The sequence below is a fragment of the Xanthocytophaga agilis genome, assembly GCF_030068605.1.
In the GTDB taxonomy this organism is placed as follows: Bacteria; Bacteroidota; Bacteroidia; order Cytophagales; family 172606-1; genus Xanthocytophaga; species Xanthocytophaga agilis.
Window position 1 is genome coordinate 101,187 of record NZ_JASJOU010000020.1, and the last position, 18,889, is coordinate 120,075.

16 protein-coding genes are annotated in these 18,889 nt (G+C 40.6%); 9 read left to right on the top strand and 7 right to left on the bottom strand.

Annotated elements, in window-relative coordinates:
* Positions 1-120: 120 nt before the first annotated feature.
* Positions 121-354 carry a copper chaperone gene (locus tag QNI22_RS35940; RefSeq protein ID WP_314518920.1) on the top strand — a complete coding sequence of 78 codons (234 nt, stop codon included), beginning with the start codon at positions 121-123 and terminating at the stop codon, positions 352-354.
* Between the two features lie 46 nt (positions 355-400).
* On the opposite strand, the gene QNI22_RS35945 is transcribed toward QNI22_RS35940, so the two are convergent.
* A complete protein-coding gene (locus QNI22_RS35945; RefSeq protein ID WP_314518922.1) occupies positions 401-892 on the bottom strand; it encodes a hypothetical protein in 492 nt (163 codons plus the stop codon).
* A gap of 86 nt (positions 893-978) precedes the next feature.
* Positions 979-1,176, bottom strand: coding sequence for a hypothetical protein (locus QNI22_RS35950; RefSeq protein ID WP_314518924.1), 198 nt, complete (start codon positions 1,174-1,176; stop codon positions 979-981).
* Positions 1,177-1,784: 608 nt separating this feature from the next.
* Here QNI22_RS35950 and QNI22_RS35955 point away from each other — a divergent pair.
* The 6 genes from QNI22_RS35955 (at position 1,785) to QNI22_RS35980 (ending at position 6,005) form a co-directional block, all read left to right on the top strand.
* A complete protein-coding gene (locus QNI22_RS35955) occupies positions 1,785-2,228 on the top strand; it encodes a hypothetical protein (RefSeq protein WP_314518925.1) in 444 nt (147 codons plus the stop codon).
* Between the two features lie 294 nt (positions 2,229-2,522).
* Positions 2,523-3,305, top strand: a complete 783-nt coding sequence (locus QNI22_RS35960; RefSeq protein ID WP_314518927.1) for a DUF421 domain-containing protein — start codon at positions 2,523-2,525, stop codon at positions 3,303-3,305.
* Positions 3,306-3,311: 6 nt separating this feature from the next.
* The gene (locus QNI22_RS35965) at positions 3,312-3,995 is read left to right on the top strand and encodes a DUF421 domain-containing protein (protein WP_314518929.1); all 684 of its coding nucleotides are present in this window, start codon (positions 3,312-3,314) and stop codon (positions 3,993-3,995) included.
* A gap of 262 nt (positions 3,996-4,257) precedes the next feature.
* On the top strand, positions 4,258-5,151 hold the full coding sequence (locus tag QNI22_RS35970) for a manganese catalase family protein (protein WP_314518931.1): 894 nt from the start codon (positions 4,258-4,260) through the stop codon (positions 5,149-5,151).
* Between the two features lie 139 nt (positions 5,152-5,290).
* The gene (locus tag QNI22_RS35975) at positions 5,291-5,530 is read left to right on the top strand and encodes a hypothetical protein (protein WP_314518934.1); all 240 of its coding nucleotides are present in this window, start codon (positions 5,291-5,293) and stop codon (positions 5,528-5,530) included.
* Positions 5,531-5,600: 70 nt separating this feature from the next.
* Positions 5,601-6,005: a hypothetical protein gene (locus tag QNI22_RS35980; RefSeq protein ID WP_314518936.1), complete on the top strand. Its 405-nt coding sequence runs from the start codon at positions 5,601-5,603 to the stop codon at positions 6,003-6,005.
* A 548-nt stretch (positions 6,006-6,553) separates the two neighbouring features.
* On the opposite strand, the gene QNI22_RS35985 is transcribed toward QNI22_RS35980, so the two are convergent.
* The 5 genes from QNI22_RS35985 to cphA all read right to left on the bottom strand — a co-directional run bounded on the left by QNI22_RS35985 (position 6,554) and on the right by cphA (position 13,296).
* Positions 6,554-6,874 (bottom strand): hypothetical protein, encoded by a 321-nt coding sequence (locus tag QNI22_RS35985; RefSeq protein ID WP_314518937.1) that lies wholly within the window; start codon positions 6,872-6,874, stop codon positions 6,554-6,556.
* Between the two features lie 693 nt (positions 6,875-7,567).
* On the bottom strand, positions 7,568-8,497 hold the full coding sequence (locus QNI22_RS35990) for an LEA/WHy family protein (protein ID WP_314518939.1): 930 nt from the start codon (positions 8,495-8,497) through the stop codon (positions 7,568-7,570).
* Between the two features lie 187 nt (positions 8,498-8,684).
* On the bottom strand, positions 8,685-9,596 hold the full coding sequence (locus QNI22_RS35995) for an isoaspartyl peptidase/L-asparaginase family protein (protein WP_314518941.1): 912 nt from the start codon (positions 9,594-9,596) through the stop codon (positions 8,685-8,687).
* Positions 9,597-9,676: 80 nt separating this feature from the next.
* Complete coding sequence (locus QNI22_RS36000; protein WP_314518943.1) at positions 9,677-10,573, bottom strand: cyanophycinase; 897 nt, start codon at positions 10,571-10,573, stop codon at positions 9,677-9,679.
* 2 nt (positions 10,574-10,575) lie between these two features.
* Positions 10,576-13,296, bottom strand: coding sequence for a cyanophycin synthetase (gene cphA / locus QNI22_RS36005; RefSeq protein WP_314518945.1), 2,721 nt, complete (start codon positions 13,294-13,296; stop codon positions 10,576-10,578).
* A 2,173-nt stretch (positions 13,297-15,469) separates the two neighbouring features.
* Between cphA and QNI22_RS36010 the strand changes: the two genes are divergently transcribed.
* Complete coding sequence (locus QNI22_RS36010; RefSeq protein ID WP_314518946.1) at positions 15,470-16,042, top strand: hypothetical protein; 573 nt, start codon at positions 15,470-15,472, stop codon at positions 16,040-16,042.
* A 171-nt stretch (positions 16,043-16,213) separates the two neighbouring features.
* On the top strand, positions 16,214-18,472 hold the full coding sequence (locus tag QNI22_RS36015) for a TonB-dependent receptor family protein (protein ID WP_314518948.1): 2,259 nt from the start codon (positions 16,214-16,216) through the stop codon (positions 18,470-18,472).
* Positions 18,473-18,889 lie beyond the last annotated feature (417 nt).

Below are 18,889 nucleotides of genomic sequence, written 5' to 3' on the forward strand. Positions count from 1 at the left end.
CAGAGATTTAGCTCACTGACTGATCTGGACAAAACCAGCAGCAGAATCAAAGACTAACAAGAGGCTACCATGCAGGTAGCCTCTATTTTATTTATCTTCTCATTCCCAACTAAATTCAACATGGAGATATTCAAATTTAAAACCGATATCTATTCCATAGAAAGTCAGGCAGGTATTACCCCTTTGCTCAATGAAGATGCAAAAATCGCGCACTGGCATATTAACAGTGATGATCAGACGCTTACCGTTTCGGGTAATGAGCTTGATCCGGAGCATGTAAAAAAGCTGGTGGCACAGGCTGGTTTCCAGGCAAAACTAATTGAAGTATTTGGCGTCAGTGGAAGTAGCTTGTGAAAAAAAACAAGTGTACTTTCTGTTTTTACTTGTCAGATAGATTTTTTTAGAGGGGTATGAGCTGATCAATGGATTCTGACTGCCATCCGTAATACGGATAGTACATAAATTCAACACAAAGCGAAGAAGGGAGAGTTGAACTTTCACAAATGCGGGAATAGGCAATAACACGGTTCACTGTGATATACACATCTTCAGAAAACCGGGTCTCTATCTTGTCCGCTTTTATCTCTTCCAGTGCTTTCGCAACAGCTGATTGATAGCGCCTATATTTTCTTTCTTTTTCTACCATCTGATAAAGCTCATCTACTTGTCCAATAGGAGATACCCGTGCAATTTTCTTGAGTTTCCAGTCAATTAGCGCATAGTATATAGGAGTATCCTGATAGAATTTAAATCCAAACTTATAGTCTCGTCCGGCTGCCGGAAATGCAGTTGCATATAATAAAGAAACAACGCTGGAACAAAGATTCCAGCGAGTTGCAAGGTCTCCGGGACTGAAAATGGTAAATTCTTCAAAGTCTCTCATAATTTTCATATCAGGGCAGGAAAGTATTTGGTTTGTAGTAGTAAGTTGCTCGTACTACTGGTAGTTATACTATAAAGTTGTCCAGGATGGTATAGTCAGGACCTTCTTTTTATATACCCATACTTTTCTTCTTCCAGTAATCGCTGTAGTTTGACCCGGATCTGATTCTGTTCTATGCGAAGCTGATGGATAAGGTCTTGTTGTCTATCCAAAAGAGCACGTAATACAGTTATCGTATGCTTTCGTTCTGTAGACATTTGGAGTACGGCTGAATGATTAGCTGTCTTTTTCATTGATTGAAGGAGTTAAGTAAATCTGGAGACGGACTTACTTTGCTTGTGAATAAAGTGTCAATGGAATACAAAGATTGCCAATCTGATTGCGCTGCAAAAGAGAGTTAATACCCAATTTTTAAAATAAGTGTTTAGTGCAATTTGTTGATATTCAATCTATTGTGTAGGTATTAATCCTTCTGTTTCTCTAATATGGTAGCTTCTTGATCGGAAGCTGCACTAAGCAGTGGCGCTAAATGGCTAAAAAATGGGTGTTTCTCTTCTATTTTTGAGAATATTGTATTTACCTGTATGCGTCAAATACGTGATTGTCAAATTGCGTATTAACCCTCTTTTATAAGAATATTCTGTTGACAAACTTTGTAACATCTTACTTCATAACCCTAGAGAGTAATCCAATGTAGAATAACTCCTTGGGAAAAAATATATATGGTCTTCATATATTGGCTGTTTCATATTACTGGCTTTGCCGAGCCGAGAACTTAGGAGCAAAAAACCTTTCTGTTTCAGGAAGGTTTTTTTGTAAGTCTGAAAACGAACCGGCAGAAAGCAATGCGGTTGTCTAAAGAGTAACAAAAGCAGATCCTGGTATAAAATAGACGAAAAGTATGATTAATCACTTTCAGCTTGCTTGCGGCAGAATGTATGAACACTTTATTCATTGTGCCTTTGCTGATAAACCATATCAGCTACATAACTATAATCCGGGTCGGATGATGGAACTGATTGTGGTAGAGGACTGGAAAGAGGATAGAGAGCTATTTGACAAGTTGCTGACTATTATCAAATCTGATACAGAGAATGCCTGGGATGAATTGTCTGGGAACTATTCCTATACTATGCGTCACCACAACACGGACATATCCGATACAGACTTGTTGATTCTGGACGTTGAGAGTAGAGATACTGCAGTTCAGTTTTTGCAAGACCAATGGGTTTATCTTCGATCTCAGATAGGTCAGGCTTCTTGCTGTAATGACATTATTCAAATCATTTTGTTGGGGTTAACACTGGTTTGTGCTGAACAAAAACTGAATGAGGATAGTAAGTAACTACTTTTTTCCCGCCATGACTAGGAGGTTGGCTTTTTCGATTCGATACGATTACTATGTGCTAGTACATTGCCATGTATCATTCTGACTGAAAGTGTAAATCAGGAACTGCTACTGGATTCAATTTTTTACAACTAAGAGGATAGAGCAAGATCAGTGTCTAAAATTAATCATTTGTTCGATCCATTGTGGCATCCTATACTACCGTACCCTTCTATAAACAGTAATTATCAATAGAAAGAAGTTGACTTACAACCAAATCATTCTGCAACTAAACTCCAATACAAGAACTATATGAAAAAAGAAGATATTCATCTCTGGGATATACAGCGCATCCTGCTGGGTGACGCACCGGTAGTGTTTCTGGTAGAGGTCTTTTTACGGTCGGTATTTATTTTTCTGTTTCTGCTGGTGATTGTCCGATTGCTTGGAAAGAGGATGAACGCCCAGTTAAGTCTCACCGAGATGTCGATTATGATCATGCTGGGTGCTATTGTTTCCGCTCCAATGCAAGATCCGATACGAGGTCTTTTGCCAGGAGTTGTGATTTTACTTTGTGTGCTTGTTGCGTTAAGAGGAGTGAACCGACTTTCTGTTGCCTATGCAAAAGTGGAACGGCTGGTACAAGGAGATGTCCGTCTGTTTGTAAAAGATGGTGTTCTCCAGCTCAATCAGATACGTCAGGAAGGCTTTGAACGGGAGCAGATCTTTTCACATCTGCGTTCAAAAAAAATAACTCATCTGGGGCAGCTTTCACGGGTGTATCTGGAAGCGTGTGGAATAGTGAGTATTTATCACAGTGACAATCCCAAGCCTGGACTTTCTCTCTTACCCTTCACTGATCAAGTAATTGTTGATCGGCAATACAGTTCAAATGCGCTATTGGCATGTCATAGTTGCGGCTGGGTAATCAGAGAAAAGAACATGGATCAACAGGTATCTTGTCCCAATTGTCAGGCTAATAGTTGGACAAAGGCCTTAATTACTGAAGTTCCACCATCTAAGGATGGAAGTCCTGTCTTTGAAGAAGCCAAAGAGGATTCTCAGAAAATTATTTTTTCATCGTATAAACACTAAGCTAGTATGAAAGCTGAAGATATTAAAATCGACGACTTTACCCGGATCTTTTTTGGCGATGCACCTCCTGTTTTTCTGATAGAGGTGATCATTCGCTTCCTGATTATCTTTATTATTCTGGTTGTGGCTTTGCGTTTATCGGGTAAGTCGCAGGTGTTGTCTCGCAATCGTTCAGAACTGGCAGCCCTGGTATCGCTGGCAGCTGCCATTGGGGTTCCGTTGCAACAACCTTCCCGTGGACTTATACCTGCCTTGATAGTGGCAATTGTCATTGTAGGTATTCAACGACTGGTATCTCTCTGGGCTTTTTCCAATGAAAAGTTTTCTAATGTAGTGAATGGTAAGTATTCTACGCTGGTCGAAGATGGTGTATTGCAGTTGAAAGCTTTACGTAAAATCGGACTTCCCAAAGAACGGATTGTGGCGTCTATTCGTCAGAGTGGGATTGCACATCTGGGTACGATTGAACGACTCTATATGGAAGCCGATGGCACTTTTACCATTATAGAAAACAAACAGGCTAAGCCTGGCCTGTCGATGATACCTATATGGGATCGAGAGTTTCGGGATCAGCAAAAAAAAGCACCCAATGTACAAGTCTGCTCTCAGTGCGGAAGTCCACAACCAGCGGGCAAACAGACTTGTCCGGTTTGTAATCATAACAAGTGGGAGGAAGCGATAGTTTCGTAAAGACTAATAAGAACCGAACGGAGGGAAGAAGTGGGTCATGGGTTCGGTTCAAACAATGACTCTCATACCTTTTATGTGGCAAACACCTATTTTTAAAATTGGGTATTTACTCTCTTTTATGGCCGGATTCTGATAACCAATTTTGTAACATGTTGATTTGCACGGGCAAGCCAGTTTGAGAAGTGAAAGAGTAGAGATAGTATACTTCAAAAGCTGGCTGCTACAGTGCTTTTTTTGTTCACTTCCCTAAACCCTTACAGCTATGTTTTATCATGATAAAAAGCTCCAGTTTACCGTTCGGGTAGAAAAGCCCAATCCTTTGTTTGCCAGAATGCTTCAACAGGCAATTGGAGGAATCGAAGGTGAGATTCGTGTATGTTTGCAATATTTATTTCAGGCATGGGGGGCACGTGGACCAGCCAAATACAGAGATATGCTTTTAGAAACTGGCACAGAAGAGATCTCCCATATTGAAATGCTTTGCACTGCAGTAGCGATGAATCTGGATACAGCATCCAATGAACTGAAAGATCAGATTGCACGCGATAATCCACTGGTAGGCGCGGCTATGGGTGGTATGGATGTTCGTCACATACTTTCGTCAGGTATGGCAGCCATGGCAACAGATGCCAATGGTGTACCTTTCAATGGTTCCTGGGTGGTAGGCAGCGGTAATCTGGCTGCAGATATGTATGCCAATGTAATGGCTGAATCAACAGGACGATTGTTGGCTACCCGTCTTTGGGAATTAACCGACGATCCAGGTATGAAAGATATGTTATCATTTCTGATTGCCCGTGATACAATGCACCAGAATCAGTGGCTGGCAGTATTAGAGGATTTGGGAGGAGTACAGAATGTACATCCGATTCCAAACAGCTTCCCGCAAACTCAGGAAAAACAGGAGTTCAGCTATACGTTTGTTTCAACAAACATTGCGGACGGAGCTTCACAGCAAGGACAACGTTGGTCTTCAGGAACCTCCATAGATGGTAAAGGCCAGTTTATCTTTGAAAAGGCACAACCGTATGGAGAAGAACCTGTATTAAATCCACCCAAACCGGAAGGCCATGCTCAGATGGAGCAAATGGAAGGATCAACGGGAATAGGTGGAAAGATCAGTGAATTTATTAGTGAGGTAGGTAAAAAGCTTTAGAGCTTTAAGAACTGATAGATAGCCATGAATTAAAAGCGTTCCAATCCAGAAGGTTTTTAATTCATGGCTATATAGGTTGTATATACTATACAACTTCACCAATTACCAGGTGCCCTTTCACGTTTTTATTGAAATTATCATGATCTCAAAAACCACTATCAAGCCAATCCGTATGCGGATTCAGGAAAAGCGAAAACAAATTGCAGCTCAGAGCAATGTTATCAGTGAACTGATTCAGATTCAAGGTCAGTGCCGCAAAGAACTGGACATATTACTGGAGGAGGAGAGGCTACAAAAACGTTCTTTCAGTCTGTTAATCAATAACTCAAAGCAAACAGAACCGCAGCCTGCTGTTTTGCTTGCAGATACTAGTAAATAATATAACTGCTAACAAATGAAAGGTCTTGTAAAACCTGATGTAAGTTCTCTTTAATTCCGGCTATATAGATATGAAAATTTTTAGATCACTCCTATGGATACAAGGCCTGTATATACTAATCATAGCCATATGGCCATTAGTGCATATAGATAGCTTTATGGAGGTAACTGGCTACAAAACAGATATATGGCTAGTCAAAACGGTGGGGGCGCTGGGAATACCTGTTGGCTTAACTCTATTGAGTTATCTGTTTATACGTACCGATTCCAGACCTGCTTTTGTACTTGGAGGAATTACAGCTTTGGCGTTTGCCTTTGTGGACTTCTATTATCCGTTACGTGACGTCATTTCGGATATCTATATAGTAGATGGATGGGTACAGGTACTGTTTCTGTTGACGTGGATCTATATTTTTGTCCGGGAGTATCACAAGTTCAAAGCCCCCTCGCCGACACCCTATATTCATATACAATAAAATAGGTTTAAGATCTTCTTCATAAAAGAAGGAATGATAGGATTTAGTATACTAATTAACTCGTTATGTATTAAAAGCCATTCTTTTTAAGAGTGGCTTTTTTTGTGAGAACGGTCTTGGCTCGGATAAGTATATGCTTAAGCCTGACAGTTCAAGAATGTATCTTACTTTTCTCCTGATGTATTGCAATTCTGAACGAACTTTAACTGGAAACAATTGAAAGATCCACACAGGGCTTGTCTCCAAAGGATGTAAACTGAAATAGAGATTATATACATACGCTGTTGCTAAATCCATTTGTCGAGTTGCTTCCGGTATATTGAGTTGATCTTTTGGAATACTAACAGAAACCATAGCCTGTACAAATGTATATGCAGGCCATAAAGGTTGGACAAGACTTTTACCCGAAAAAGAGACAAAATACTCGTTATTATAGATGAGTATTTTACACATAATCGTTTGAACGACAGGTGTCTATACTATAGGTGTCAGACTATGTATATTTATTATGATACTTGTCTAAAAAACAATGTCAGCAATCAAAAAAATTATCGGGTCGTGTCAAAAATGTCCAGAAGCTTTTCAATTTCTGAAACAGGGAGTCGGGTCAGTTTCCGAATGAATACCCCCTGTGATCTAAGCTTCGAATACAGTTTCAGATGGAGGCGCAGTATATATCGGCTTATCATCAAATCCTCTTTTGCGTTCTCAAGATCTGCTATCCGGCTTGCAGGTACTGGGAAAAAGAAAAATTGCTTATAGGTAACAACGTGTCGCAAATAATCGCAAAACAAAAAATGCACTTCCGGGTCCTGAACAATTAGTTTTACGGATTGGAATAAAGTGCGGTCTATTAATCTTTGATACATAATAAAGGTGAAAAAATGTATAAAAACAGGAAAAATCAATTAGCACATCTAAACTGAGTGGATTTAGATGGTATGAGGTTCTATTTTTCTCTTGTTTTCGTGTGGTTTCCTGATTTACAACAAAAATCTGAAATGAATACTTTTTAAAGAATAGAATAAATACGCAATTTACAAAACAGGTATTTATCCTCTTTCAGAATTTCATTTTCTAATGCAACTTTATATCATCCTGATTAACAGATAAATACAAATAACTTACGAGCAACCTTTTAAAGTTTTATGAAAAAACCGGAACATATTTCGCATAGATAACCGAGTTGCAGTTGCTGATTCTGCTTCTTAGACAATAAATCTGCTACTAGCTAACAGACTTACAAAATCAGGTCCGGAGTATGTATCAACAACAAATTGAAGGTAGGTTATCCAAACCAGATACTAAAAATTTTCAGGAATAAACTGTAATTATTTTTCGCAGGAATACGATAACTACCCCACTTATTACTGATTTATTCCTGAAACGCATACTAGACGATTACGTTGGCTTTCTTAAGCTATTATTTTAAGTTGATAATACATTCTACCGTAAAAAAGCCTTTCTGATTCAGAAAGGCTTTTTTATAAAGGGCAGCTAGTAAATCTTCTATAAAAAAGAATACCCTTAGTCATATTAGGAGCATTCATTCTAAATCTTTGCTATTTTTTTTTATTCTCTTTTATAACCTCACGGGTATTTTTTATTAGTTCACGCAGATCACCCGAACTCTCCATTTTTAATTTGCTATTGTCAAACATCTTATTGTCCTCTTTGTCTACCAGGGTGGCTTCAAAGACAAACAGATAGGTATTCTTTTTGCCTTTCTTCAACAAGTCTATTCCAGTTTCCATCAACTGATTGGGTTTTATACTCATTGGTACTTCTATTGTTGCCTTACCCTTAGCTGGAATATTAACTACTTCTGGCATAGTTCCTTCGGTAAATTTTTCCCCATTCAGATTCATCTGAAAGCGGGCATTGCGTAGTACGAAGGGAAATACGTTTTTATTGGTAATTTCCGTACGGACAGAATATTTAGTCTGTTTGAATCCAAGCTTATCCAGATCTGCGTCAACAAGTTTAAGCTCCGGAAGCCGTAGAAGAGGAAGCTTTTTTGAGACTTTCAGCTCAACAGGTTTCTTTTTTAGAAAGGGTAAGTCTGTATAAATGTTTGCTTTGGCCGTGTATTCTGTGCTATCCAGCCCCTTCTGTTCCAGTTGTTTCAATGTCTGGATCAGTTCCTCATTTTTAATAGTCACCGGCAGAATTATCAGGCTACTGTCATTGCTATTGATATCGACATGTTTGGGATAGGAGCTCTGCACTACTTTTACGCCTGCAATGTACAACTGATAAGCCAAGCTATCAGCTTCAAAGCCCACCGGGGCTGGATTGTCAATCAGTATTTTCATATTTCCTTTCGTATAGTCTTTGTCTATATGAAGGATTTGCATACCAGCCATTTCGATCCTAGGCTTAATAAATGTTGCCTCAGGATCTTTCTGAGATCGCTGTTGCCAGCGGAAAACCAGATAGCCTCCTGCCAGTACCAGTATCAATACCAGTACTATCCAACCTGTTCTTTTCATATAAAATATAGTTAAATTTTTCTTTTAAATGGATCAATATATACCTACACAGATGGCAACAGACCACCTATACCTGCCCGTTATCACATTGAAGAGTGATAGATCAGGCACGCACCAGCGTTAAAGAAATAAGGATTGGATGTAAGCAGATAGGGAAGGAGAAATGCTTCCGGATTGCAAAAAATAGTTATTTGGTAATAGCAACCTGTGTAAAGTCCAGATCACTACTTATCCATCCCCGAAACATACATTCTGTATTAAAGGAGAAGACCACTTTGCCACAAGCATCCATCGAGATAAGGCCTATGTCTCCCAGGACATGTTTATCTTTCTTAAATACTACAAAATCACACGCTTCCTGCAGTTCTTTTCCGGAAAATTCCATCAATGCAGAAACAGAATAGCCAGCTACCTTGCGCATCAAACACTCTCCATCACCTGTCCCGGAAACTGCACAGGTTATATTGTTGGCATAGCAACCTGCTCCAATCATACAACTATCACCAATACGCCCCTTCATCTGATTAGTAAGGCCTCCGGTAGACGTCCCCGCTGCTAGATTGCCTTCCTGATCCAGCGCTACGGCTCCAACCGTGTCATTTAATATAACATCCGGCTTATTTTGCGTTTGCATCTGCATCTCTGCCAGTGCATTGTACTGACTTTCGGAAATGAAGTACGACTCTGGCATAAACGGCATCTGCAGGCTTCTGCCCAATTCCATTGCACCTTCGGCACCAATCAGAACATGTGGTGTTTGTTCCATAACAGCACGAGCTAATGAAATAGGATGTTGGATCTGGCGTACCAGCGCGACTGCTCCAGCCTGAAGATCTTTCCCATTCATAATAGAAGCATCCATGGCCACTTCTCCTTGCTGATTCAACGCTGCCCCTCGGCCTGCATTAAACAAAGGATTTAACTCCATTTGTTGTATGGCTGCCTCTACTGCATCCACTGCCGAACCACCCTGACGCAAGATCCGATATCCTGCCTCCAGGGCATGGTGAAGCCCCGCTTCATAGGCTTGTTGATTTTGTTTGATACGGGGAGATAAGGATTCTGCTCCTCCGTGAATGGCTAAGGCTACTATAGACATAGATAAAAAGTAAAAAGATGAGAAATAAGGCACTGTTCACTCCACAGGTGTGACAGTGCCCATCGAACAGACACATTCACCTAATGAGATCGAATACTTTCTTCAAGGTCTATATCCTTCTTGGCCGGGATAAATTTCCGTTCTTTGAGGGTAAACCCATTTCCTTTGGTCAGCAGATGTACTGTCAGATTTTCGGCACTTACAGGTGTGCCCTCTTCCACATAAGCTATATTCGAATGTCCCAACCCCTTACAGTCAATCACTACAACCATCCCGGAACCACGGCATTCGGCATCATTGCCATTGTGAATGACCAGAGCTGTATCTTCTCCCAATCCCAGTCCTATACAGGAAGGATTCATGATAACAGCTTCTGCCAGTCGTCCGAACCGCCCGCGGTTGATAAAATGGGTATCTATGATGCAATGATCTATGAGTCCCAAACCAGAACTGATTTTTACAGTTCCTTTCAACAAACCCTTGCTGCTATCTCCTCCATAAATCATAATAGCAGACATCGCCATAGCACCCGCACTGGTACCTCCTACAATAAATCCAGGTTCCTGGATATACTTCCGGTTAATGACATCTGCTACCTGTGAGCAGCCTAATATGGTAGAGAGGCGAAACTGATCACCTCCACTAAAGAAGACCGCACTAGCCTTCTCAATACGTTTGACTGTGGCTGGAACTTTTGCCTCTTCCCGATTACCAATATGGATAATACCTACATTGGAGATGTTGGCTCGTTCAAAAGCCTTCTGATACTTTTTACCCATCTCATGGGGTTCTTCAGAAGCGGTAGTAATTACCTCAATGCGGTGATCAGCTTTGGCATCAGGAGGAAGCAGTTCCTGCAAGACCTCAAAATTTCGAAAGTTTCGGCTTTCCTCCTGAGCTTCTGATAGCTTTTCCGGATCTCCCACATCCTCGGCTCCTCCTATAATTAATAATTTTCCTTTAGGAACTTCCTGCATGATTAGGATGCTTTAGATAAAACAAATGGATGATAGGTTTTACCCTGTGTTTGTTGACTAGCTCTGGTTGCAGAAGAGTCCTCTGCAACCAGAGCATCTGGTATATCCAGCGATTGTTCTTTTTGTTGACTTAGTTGTTTTAAATGAGCAGTCAATTCTTCAATTTCTTCAGCAAGCACAGTGATAAACGCCTTTGAAGGCGCCATATCAAGGGCATAGTTTACTGCATCTTTTTCGTCTGGAATTACTTTGACCCAGGTTTGAGCATTGTGCTCACCAATTCCTTCTTCAAGCAGACTAATGATTTCCTCAGGATCACGTCCACGCAGATCTTTGTCAAGCCGGATGATGATCTGATCGAAGATCTGTGCTGCAAGTTTGCCCATAGTCCGGATATCATCAGCCCGTCGATCTCCCACACCTGCAATGATTCCGATCTTTACAGATGCTTCTACTTTTCCCATAAAGTGTTGCAACTCCTGCATTCCTCCTTTATTGTGCGCATAGTCAATCATAACTGTGCTATCTGGAAAGGTGAACAAATTCATCCGGCCAGGTGTATTGTCGGGAGAGGGTACAAAAGAATGCAGTGCCTGCTGAAGCGCCAAAGGTGAAAGTCCCTGTATAAATCCGGCCAGGGTAGCAGGCAGTATATTTTTGATCATACAGGACGCCTTTCCATCCAGCGTAAGAGGGATAGAAGCAACGTTTGCTATGCGTGTTTTCCATTGCCCCTGGCAAATAGTCAGATACCCCTCTTCAATAATAGCCGCCAGTCCTCCCTCTGCACAATGGCGAATGATTCGTTGATTAGTAGGGTTAATGCTAAAAAAAGCTACATCACAGTCTACATCGCTGGCCATCTCATATACCAGATCATCATCTGCATTCAGTATGGAGTAGCCATCATTCGCAGTACTACGGGCTACCACACTTTTTACCCTTGCCATTTCTTCCAGTGTCTCTATGCCATTCAGACCCAGATGATCCTCTGACACATTGGTAATGATACTGATAGTACACCGATCGAATCCAAGACCAGAGCGTAGTATGCCTCCCCGGGCACATTCCAGTACTGCTACGTCTACTGAGGGGTCTGTTAGTATCATGCGGGCACTTTTAGGACCCGTACAGTCTCCCTTTTGAATCAGATGGCCCTGAATATAAATTCCCTCAGTTGTTGTATATCCTACCGTTTGTCCGGTCTGACTTATCATATGGGCAATTAACCGAGTAGTGGTTGTTTTTCCATTGGTACCTGTGACAGCAATGATGGGAATGCGTGCCTGTATATTCTTTGGAAACAGCATATTTATAACCGGTGCAGCAACATTTCGGGGCAGTCCTTCGGTAGGAGATAAATGCATCCGGAACCCCGGTGCTGCATTTACTTCAATTACAGCGCCGGTAGCGGTTGTAATGGGTTGTTCAATGCTTTGCGTAACAATGTCAATTCCACAAATATCAAGACCCATCAGACGGGCTATCCGCTCAGCCATAAATACATTGTGTGGATGCACCTGATCTGTGACATCTGTCGCCGTGCCTCCGGTACTCAGGTTTGCAGTCCGTTTCAGAAAAAGTGTCTCTCCTGAAGGAAGGATTGTTTCCAGTGTATATCCTTTTTCGTTCAATATAGATACAGTGGCCTGGTCAATCTTGACACTCGTAAGAACCTTTTCATGTCCTTCTCCCCGGCGTGGGTCCGTATTGAGTTCATCTATCAGTTGCAGAATGCTTTGTATTCCATTTCCGATAATGAATGGGGGAGTACGTCGGGCAACAGCTACCAGCTTATAGTTGATAACCAGAAACCGATAATCTTCACCCTGTATAAATCTTTCGACAATGACTGTATCCGATATGCGTTTGGCCAGTGAAAATGCCTCCCAGGCCTGCTCCAGCAAACGAATTCCTGTAGTTACTCCACGTCCGTGATTTCCATCGAGAGGCTTGATCACAAGCGGAAATCCCATTTCTTCAATGGCAGCCTGTAGCTGGGGTTCTTTTCGTATAGTTACTCCATACGCAACAGGGATACCTGCTTTGTCGAGCACCTGTTTTGTCTGCTCTTTATCAGCAGCCAGTTCTACACCCATATTGCTTGTAGTCTGAGCAATGGTAGCCTGGATTCTTTTCTGGCGGCTTCCCTGACCAAAAATGATTTCACTACCATCGTCCAGTACCTGATAAGGAATCTTTCTTGTTTCAGCTTCTTGCACAATAGATAAGGTACTTGGTCCGAGTTGATGATCTTGTTTGATACGAACAAGCTCCCTGATATCATCCTCAAGGGTAAAAGCCGTATTTTTTGCCAGTGCTTCTGCTATGCGCACAGCAGCTGTAGCTGCATATAAGCCCGCTTCTTCTATTTCATAGGAAAAAACGACATAGTATACACCTATCTTTCCTGTGCCACGGGTTCTTCCAAAGCCACATGGCATACCTGCCAGATTTTGTAGTTCCAGGGCTATGTGTTCTATTACATGTCCCATCCAGGTTCCATCATAGACACGTTTAAAAAAACCACCACGATGATTTTCAGAACAGCGGTGTTCAATTAAAGACGGAATCTGTGTTTCTATTCGTTCGGAAAATCCATCAATGGTGTGGGTCGGATAATATTCCAATTCTTCCAGGTCAAGCTTCATGACAATAAGCTTCTGACGGTAGGCAGACCAGTAGTTAGGGCCTCGCATTACCTTTGTTTCAAGTACTTTCATTGGTAGGTCTTTAGGTTTGCCATACCATCGGTAAAAAATATGCCCGTATTTAGACTTTTTACAGGCAAAATGGGATTATACTTATTTGAAAAGCAGAGCAGGCTAATGCTCTGGCGTATAACTACCTAGTTCAGTAAAAGTTCTCTGCTTTACTGTAAGGTTAGCACATATATACTTTTTTATAGATCTATTTTTCAGAAAATGCATTTTTGCAAATGGAAGGTTTTGAGGGGCGAAAACAGGACAGCTTACGTATTTTTATCTCTCATATACTATATATGTGGTTGTTACTTAATTTCTAAAATGAGTGTTTGTACGTATAATCAGCGTTTTGTATTTCGTTCCCCACTTTATGTAAGCAAGGAAAAGTTGTGGAAAAGCAGGTGAGAAGATGTAGAATTCTGTTTTGGAACAATAGTCAAACCTGAGCCATTCCGAAGTTTGGAGGTAAGTTTATTTTTCAAAACCAGCATTTGTGCTTTTGAAAAGAGTATAGGCTAGGCGCTAGTTAATTTTTGAGAAATCTCTCTCCCTTTGCCTGTTTATAGTTTTAATATTCCTTCTCCTTGCGGCTCCTTCGTTTTTTGTTTGTCCAAAATAGGGGCACTAGACGAGAGTTTGGTGAGCCAGGCTGTGTGTTAGCCAAAAAGGATACTTTTCTCCGATCCTTCCCCCGCAAGGCCAAAGGCCAACCTCACAGAGAAAAGATCCCCTACACACTACATACATTATCACTCATGATTGAAGTGACCATAATTCTCTTTGTATCATGTATTCAGTGTTGTCAAGATAGAGACGATATCCTTTTCGTGTCCTCCTGAAAGAATCATGTGGCAAGGTTAGTAGCCTTTGGATCTTGAGTATATTCTTTCATAAGCCAAACAATGCTCTATTTTCAAAAGATTCTTTCAGAAGGACTGGATCACTCTTTCAGGAAACAATTAAGAGCAATGCTCAGGAGTGTTGCTTACAGAAAGAAATAGAATGTGATACTTTCAGGAGGGTAGGGGAGAAGCTTTGCAGAAGGACAGAGAGATATTTTCTGAGTGCCTTTCCTTATGTGATAGTATGGAGGTTTTTGCTTCATAAATGTATCTATTACTTACAAGTTCACTTACATATGAATAGATAACTTAGTCAGTTAACTAAGTGCAGTTTATACAACAGTTGCATAGTGTGGATACGATATGACAGAAAAATGCAATTTGTGGAATTGGGGTTACCAGCTAAAAAGCATGCCTGTCAGCAAAGGAATTTTGTGTGCTATTGTTGAATACATGCAACAGAGAGTATTTTTTCCAAAATACGTAAGTAGTAACCTGTTTTTAAAAAATGGCTTAAGACCAGTAAAAGTGCAGATTTTGCAGATACAAGGGAGTACTGTCTCAAGTACCAGATGACAACTACTCATTTTGCAAATTAAGTAGTTATACTGGCTGGTAATGCTTTATTTATCAGAGCTTTACGATTGGCACTGTTTTTACAACATATCAATAGGAAAGACGGAATAGCCGTTTTCCAAAAGGATGATACAGAGTGAGATCTTTACCTGGTGTAGTTTGTGTTAGGAAGATACATCTTTCTCTTTTCTGCTGAAAATAGGGATGTATCTTCTTTCTAGCCGCTATCCGTTTAGTATGTATGGAAGTTGGCTACAAATTAGTGGAAAGATATAAAAGATATAGGAATACATTACTCAGCATAAACAAACAAGGGATTCTAAGCGGATGCTTATACCCTGATTCAGATACTTTACATTTTACCGTTTCATCTTTGCTTCTTTATTCATACGTATAGCAAAAAAGCTTCTCTGGATCAGAGAAGCTTTTTTTATAGAAGTTGCCCCGTCCTGAATATAGTAGTTTAGATTGGAGCTTACCTAAACAAAATGCACTTTTTATAGATGAACAATAAGAACTTACACCTGGTAATGAATTAGGTAATTGAATGCAGCTCTCTACCAGATAACTTAGGAACCAGCTATATACTATTCGGATGGTATTTGTGCTATATCAGCAAAGTCACCTATGACGACTGACTTATCTGTATAGAAGTCCAAAATAATCTGAATCAAAGAGGTGTTTGTTCAACTTTTGGCATACTTTGTTAAAAAAGTAGTATCTTTTCGTGCAAAATATTTCTTGCATCTTTGTGAGCTACCTTCCACTTAAAGTTGAAACGACTTGTTTCCATATGTCTGCTATTCCTTTTACTCTATCATTCAATAGGGTATTTTCTATTATTTGAGTGGAAAAAAACGGAAGCCAGAACAGCCTTGCATGAATCTGTACAAGATCAGTCTATACAAGGAAACACTTTACCTCAAAAGGACTGGCTTATATTCAAAGTGCCTATAGGATGGTATCATCAGACGAACCGTGGATTTGAAAAGGTGAATGGTGAACTTACCCATCGGGGGAAGATTTATGAAAAGGTTATTCAGCGAATTGTGAATGATACACTGTTTGTGTATTGTGTCAATAATATCAAACAAGAAAAAGTACTGGACGATTTACAGACGCATTTAAAGACACATGTACTGGATCTAAGTAAGAAAGACACTAAGCAATCATCTTCTCCTATAAAATCTTTTTTTAAACAGGTTTATTTACCTTATCTACCTGTTTGTTTTAGACTCATATCAGAAGCTGGAGATAATCAGAATACCTGTTTTTTCTGGGATTGTTCGTATACTTCCGGTATACCTACTATACTGACTCCCCCTCCGGAGTTCTCTCTTTCATAGTTGATAGAACTACCAATAGGATAACTTTTCTCTCATTCTATTTTGAGAGCGTATTCTTTGTTTGCTTATACGACTGTATTCTAAGTTGTCTAAGTAACAGATAGGCTAGGCTATGGGTATACCTGTCTGCTTCCGTTATCTTTTCAATTTGCCATTTGTCACCTTATTCTCATGAAGAAATATAGTACTACTTATATAAAACAATTCGTTGCCTGTTGTATACCTGTTAAAATATCAGTCATTGTATTGGGATTTGTGCTATGTGTTTCGGTTAATGCACAGACAGAAGCGCAGGATAGTGTAAAAGCCCGACAAAAAGATTCATTACGCACCTACCAGTTGCAACAGGTGGATGTCTATGGAAAACAGGATCAGGTTGAGCATCTGAAACCTGTTCATAATACCTATCTGATTGGTGGTGCTAAAAATGAAGTCATCAATATTTCAACTTTGAACGCCAATATTGCTGAAAAGACAGGTCGTCAGTTGTTCGCCAAGATTCCGGGAATATTTGTCTATGATATGGATGGATCTGGCAATCAGATGAACATAGCTACACGTGGATTGGACCCACACCGGAGCTGGGAGTATAACATTCGTCAGAACTTTATTATGACTAACTCGGATATTTATGGATATCCTGCCAGTCACTATAGTCCGCCAATGGAGTCTATTCAGAAAGTAGAGTTAATACGCGGCACAGCCTCCCTTCAATACGGTTCGCAGTTTGGTGGCATGATCAACTATATAACCAAACAGGCAGACTCTACCCGTAAAGTTAGTTTTGAAAGCGTCAACTCGGCAGGTTCATATGGTCTTTTTAGTTCATACAATGCCATTGGAGGAAGAATTGGTAAGCTAACCTATTATGCTTATTATCATAAACGTGTGTCCGAAGGCTATCGTAAAAACAGCGAATCCAATGCCGAAGCTCAGTTTTTCAGTTTGTCCTATCGTTTTTCCAGAAAGGTAAATCTGAAGGCTGAATTAGGCAGAGGTACATACCTGTACCATATCCCCGGTCCGTTGACAGATGCTATGTTTAAGGAAGACCCGCGACAATCTACCCGTTCACGAAACTACTTTAATCCGGATATCTATATTCCTTCGCTGACACTGGACTGGCATTTGAACGAAACTACTCAGTTGAGTTTTATCACTTCTGCTGTATTGGGTTCCCGTAACAGTGTGCAGATTGATGCCTTCGCAACTGTTGGAGATACAATCAATCCTGCTACCAACAGCTACAAAGCCCGTCAGGTGGATATTGATAACTTCAATAGCTATACTTCCGAAATTCGTTTGCTGAAAACGTACACCTTAGGTGGATTACCAAGTAGTCTATCTGCAGGGATACGTTATATCAACAATGACTTGCATCGCCGTCAATTGGGTAAAGGTACTACTGCCTCTGATTTTGATCTGACATTAACCGATCCAAACTGGGGGAGGGATCTACATTTCAAAACACAAAATATTGCTGTTTTTGTAGAAAACCTGTTTCGGATTACACCTAAGCTGTCTGTTACACCTGGTATTCGCTATGAAAATGGGGTAACAGACCTTTCCGGAAAAATCAGCTACTATGATGCTCAGGATGTTCCGAACAAAATCAAACATCATTTTCCTCTGGCAGGTCTCAATGCTCAGTATCAGATCAACCCCAGCCATACTATCTATGGAGGCTGGGCTCAGTCATATCGTCCGGTTATTCTGAAAGATATCATTCCAGGTTCTGTATTGGAACGTGCCAACAAGGATCTGAAAGATGCCTTTGGTTACAATGCTGAAGTGGGAGTACGCGGCAACTTTGCCAACTGGCTCTATTATGATGTAACAGCCTTTCAGCTTTTGTACAGAAACCGCCTGGGAAACTTGATTCTGACAGATCCTGATGGGGCCTCTTATATCTATAAAACCAATGTAGGAGATAGTCGTACCAGAGGTGTAGAGACTTACATAGAAGGCAAGCTGATCAAGAGAACTACACTTCAATTCTCTGTTTTCACTTCTACTTCGTATTTCGATGCTCAGTACATAAAAGGAGCTGTATCAACAGGAACAGAGAATCAGGATATCACAGGGAACTATGTAGAATCTGCTCCCAAATGGACTACCCGGAATGGGGCAAACTTCTGGTACAAACACTTTAGTGCTACCTTACAATACAGTTATGTGAGCAAAACATTCTCAGATGCACTCAATACCTCAACTCCGTCTGCAAACGGAGCCAAAGGTCCGGTACCTGGGTATGGCATCTGGGATTTGAATATGAGTATGCATTTTGGTGGCAATTATGTATTCCGTTTGGGCATTAACAATCTTACCAATACACAATACTTTACCAAACGACCTACTTTCTATCCAGGACCAGGAATATGGAGTTCAGATGGACGAAGCCTTGTCGCTTCATTTGGGGTGAGATTGTAATGACATACTTGTCTCATTTGAATCTGAAATAGTACAAACCAAGAGTCTATACTTTTTGAAAAGAGTATAGGTTCTTGGTTTATTTTTACAGATCTCTCTTCTATCGTTTGTTTATATTCTCTTTCTTCATTTTTTGCTTATTTCCTGAGTTGGTTTGTTGTCCAATGCTTATGCGTGCCACACACTGTGTCACTTTTTTGCTTGCCCAAAAAAGTAACCAAAAAAGGCACCTTTTCCCGATCCTTCTGCCCGCAAGGCCAAAGGCTAACCTCGCGGGAAAAGGAAACCCTACGCACCTACACCACCACACACGATTGAAGTATCCATCGTTCTATTTGTACCATATGCTAACTGACAGCATAAGATTATCTTTTAGATGCTACAAAGAGAGTTGCGATGCCTTTAAACACGAAAGGT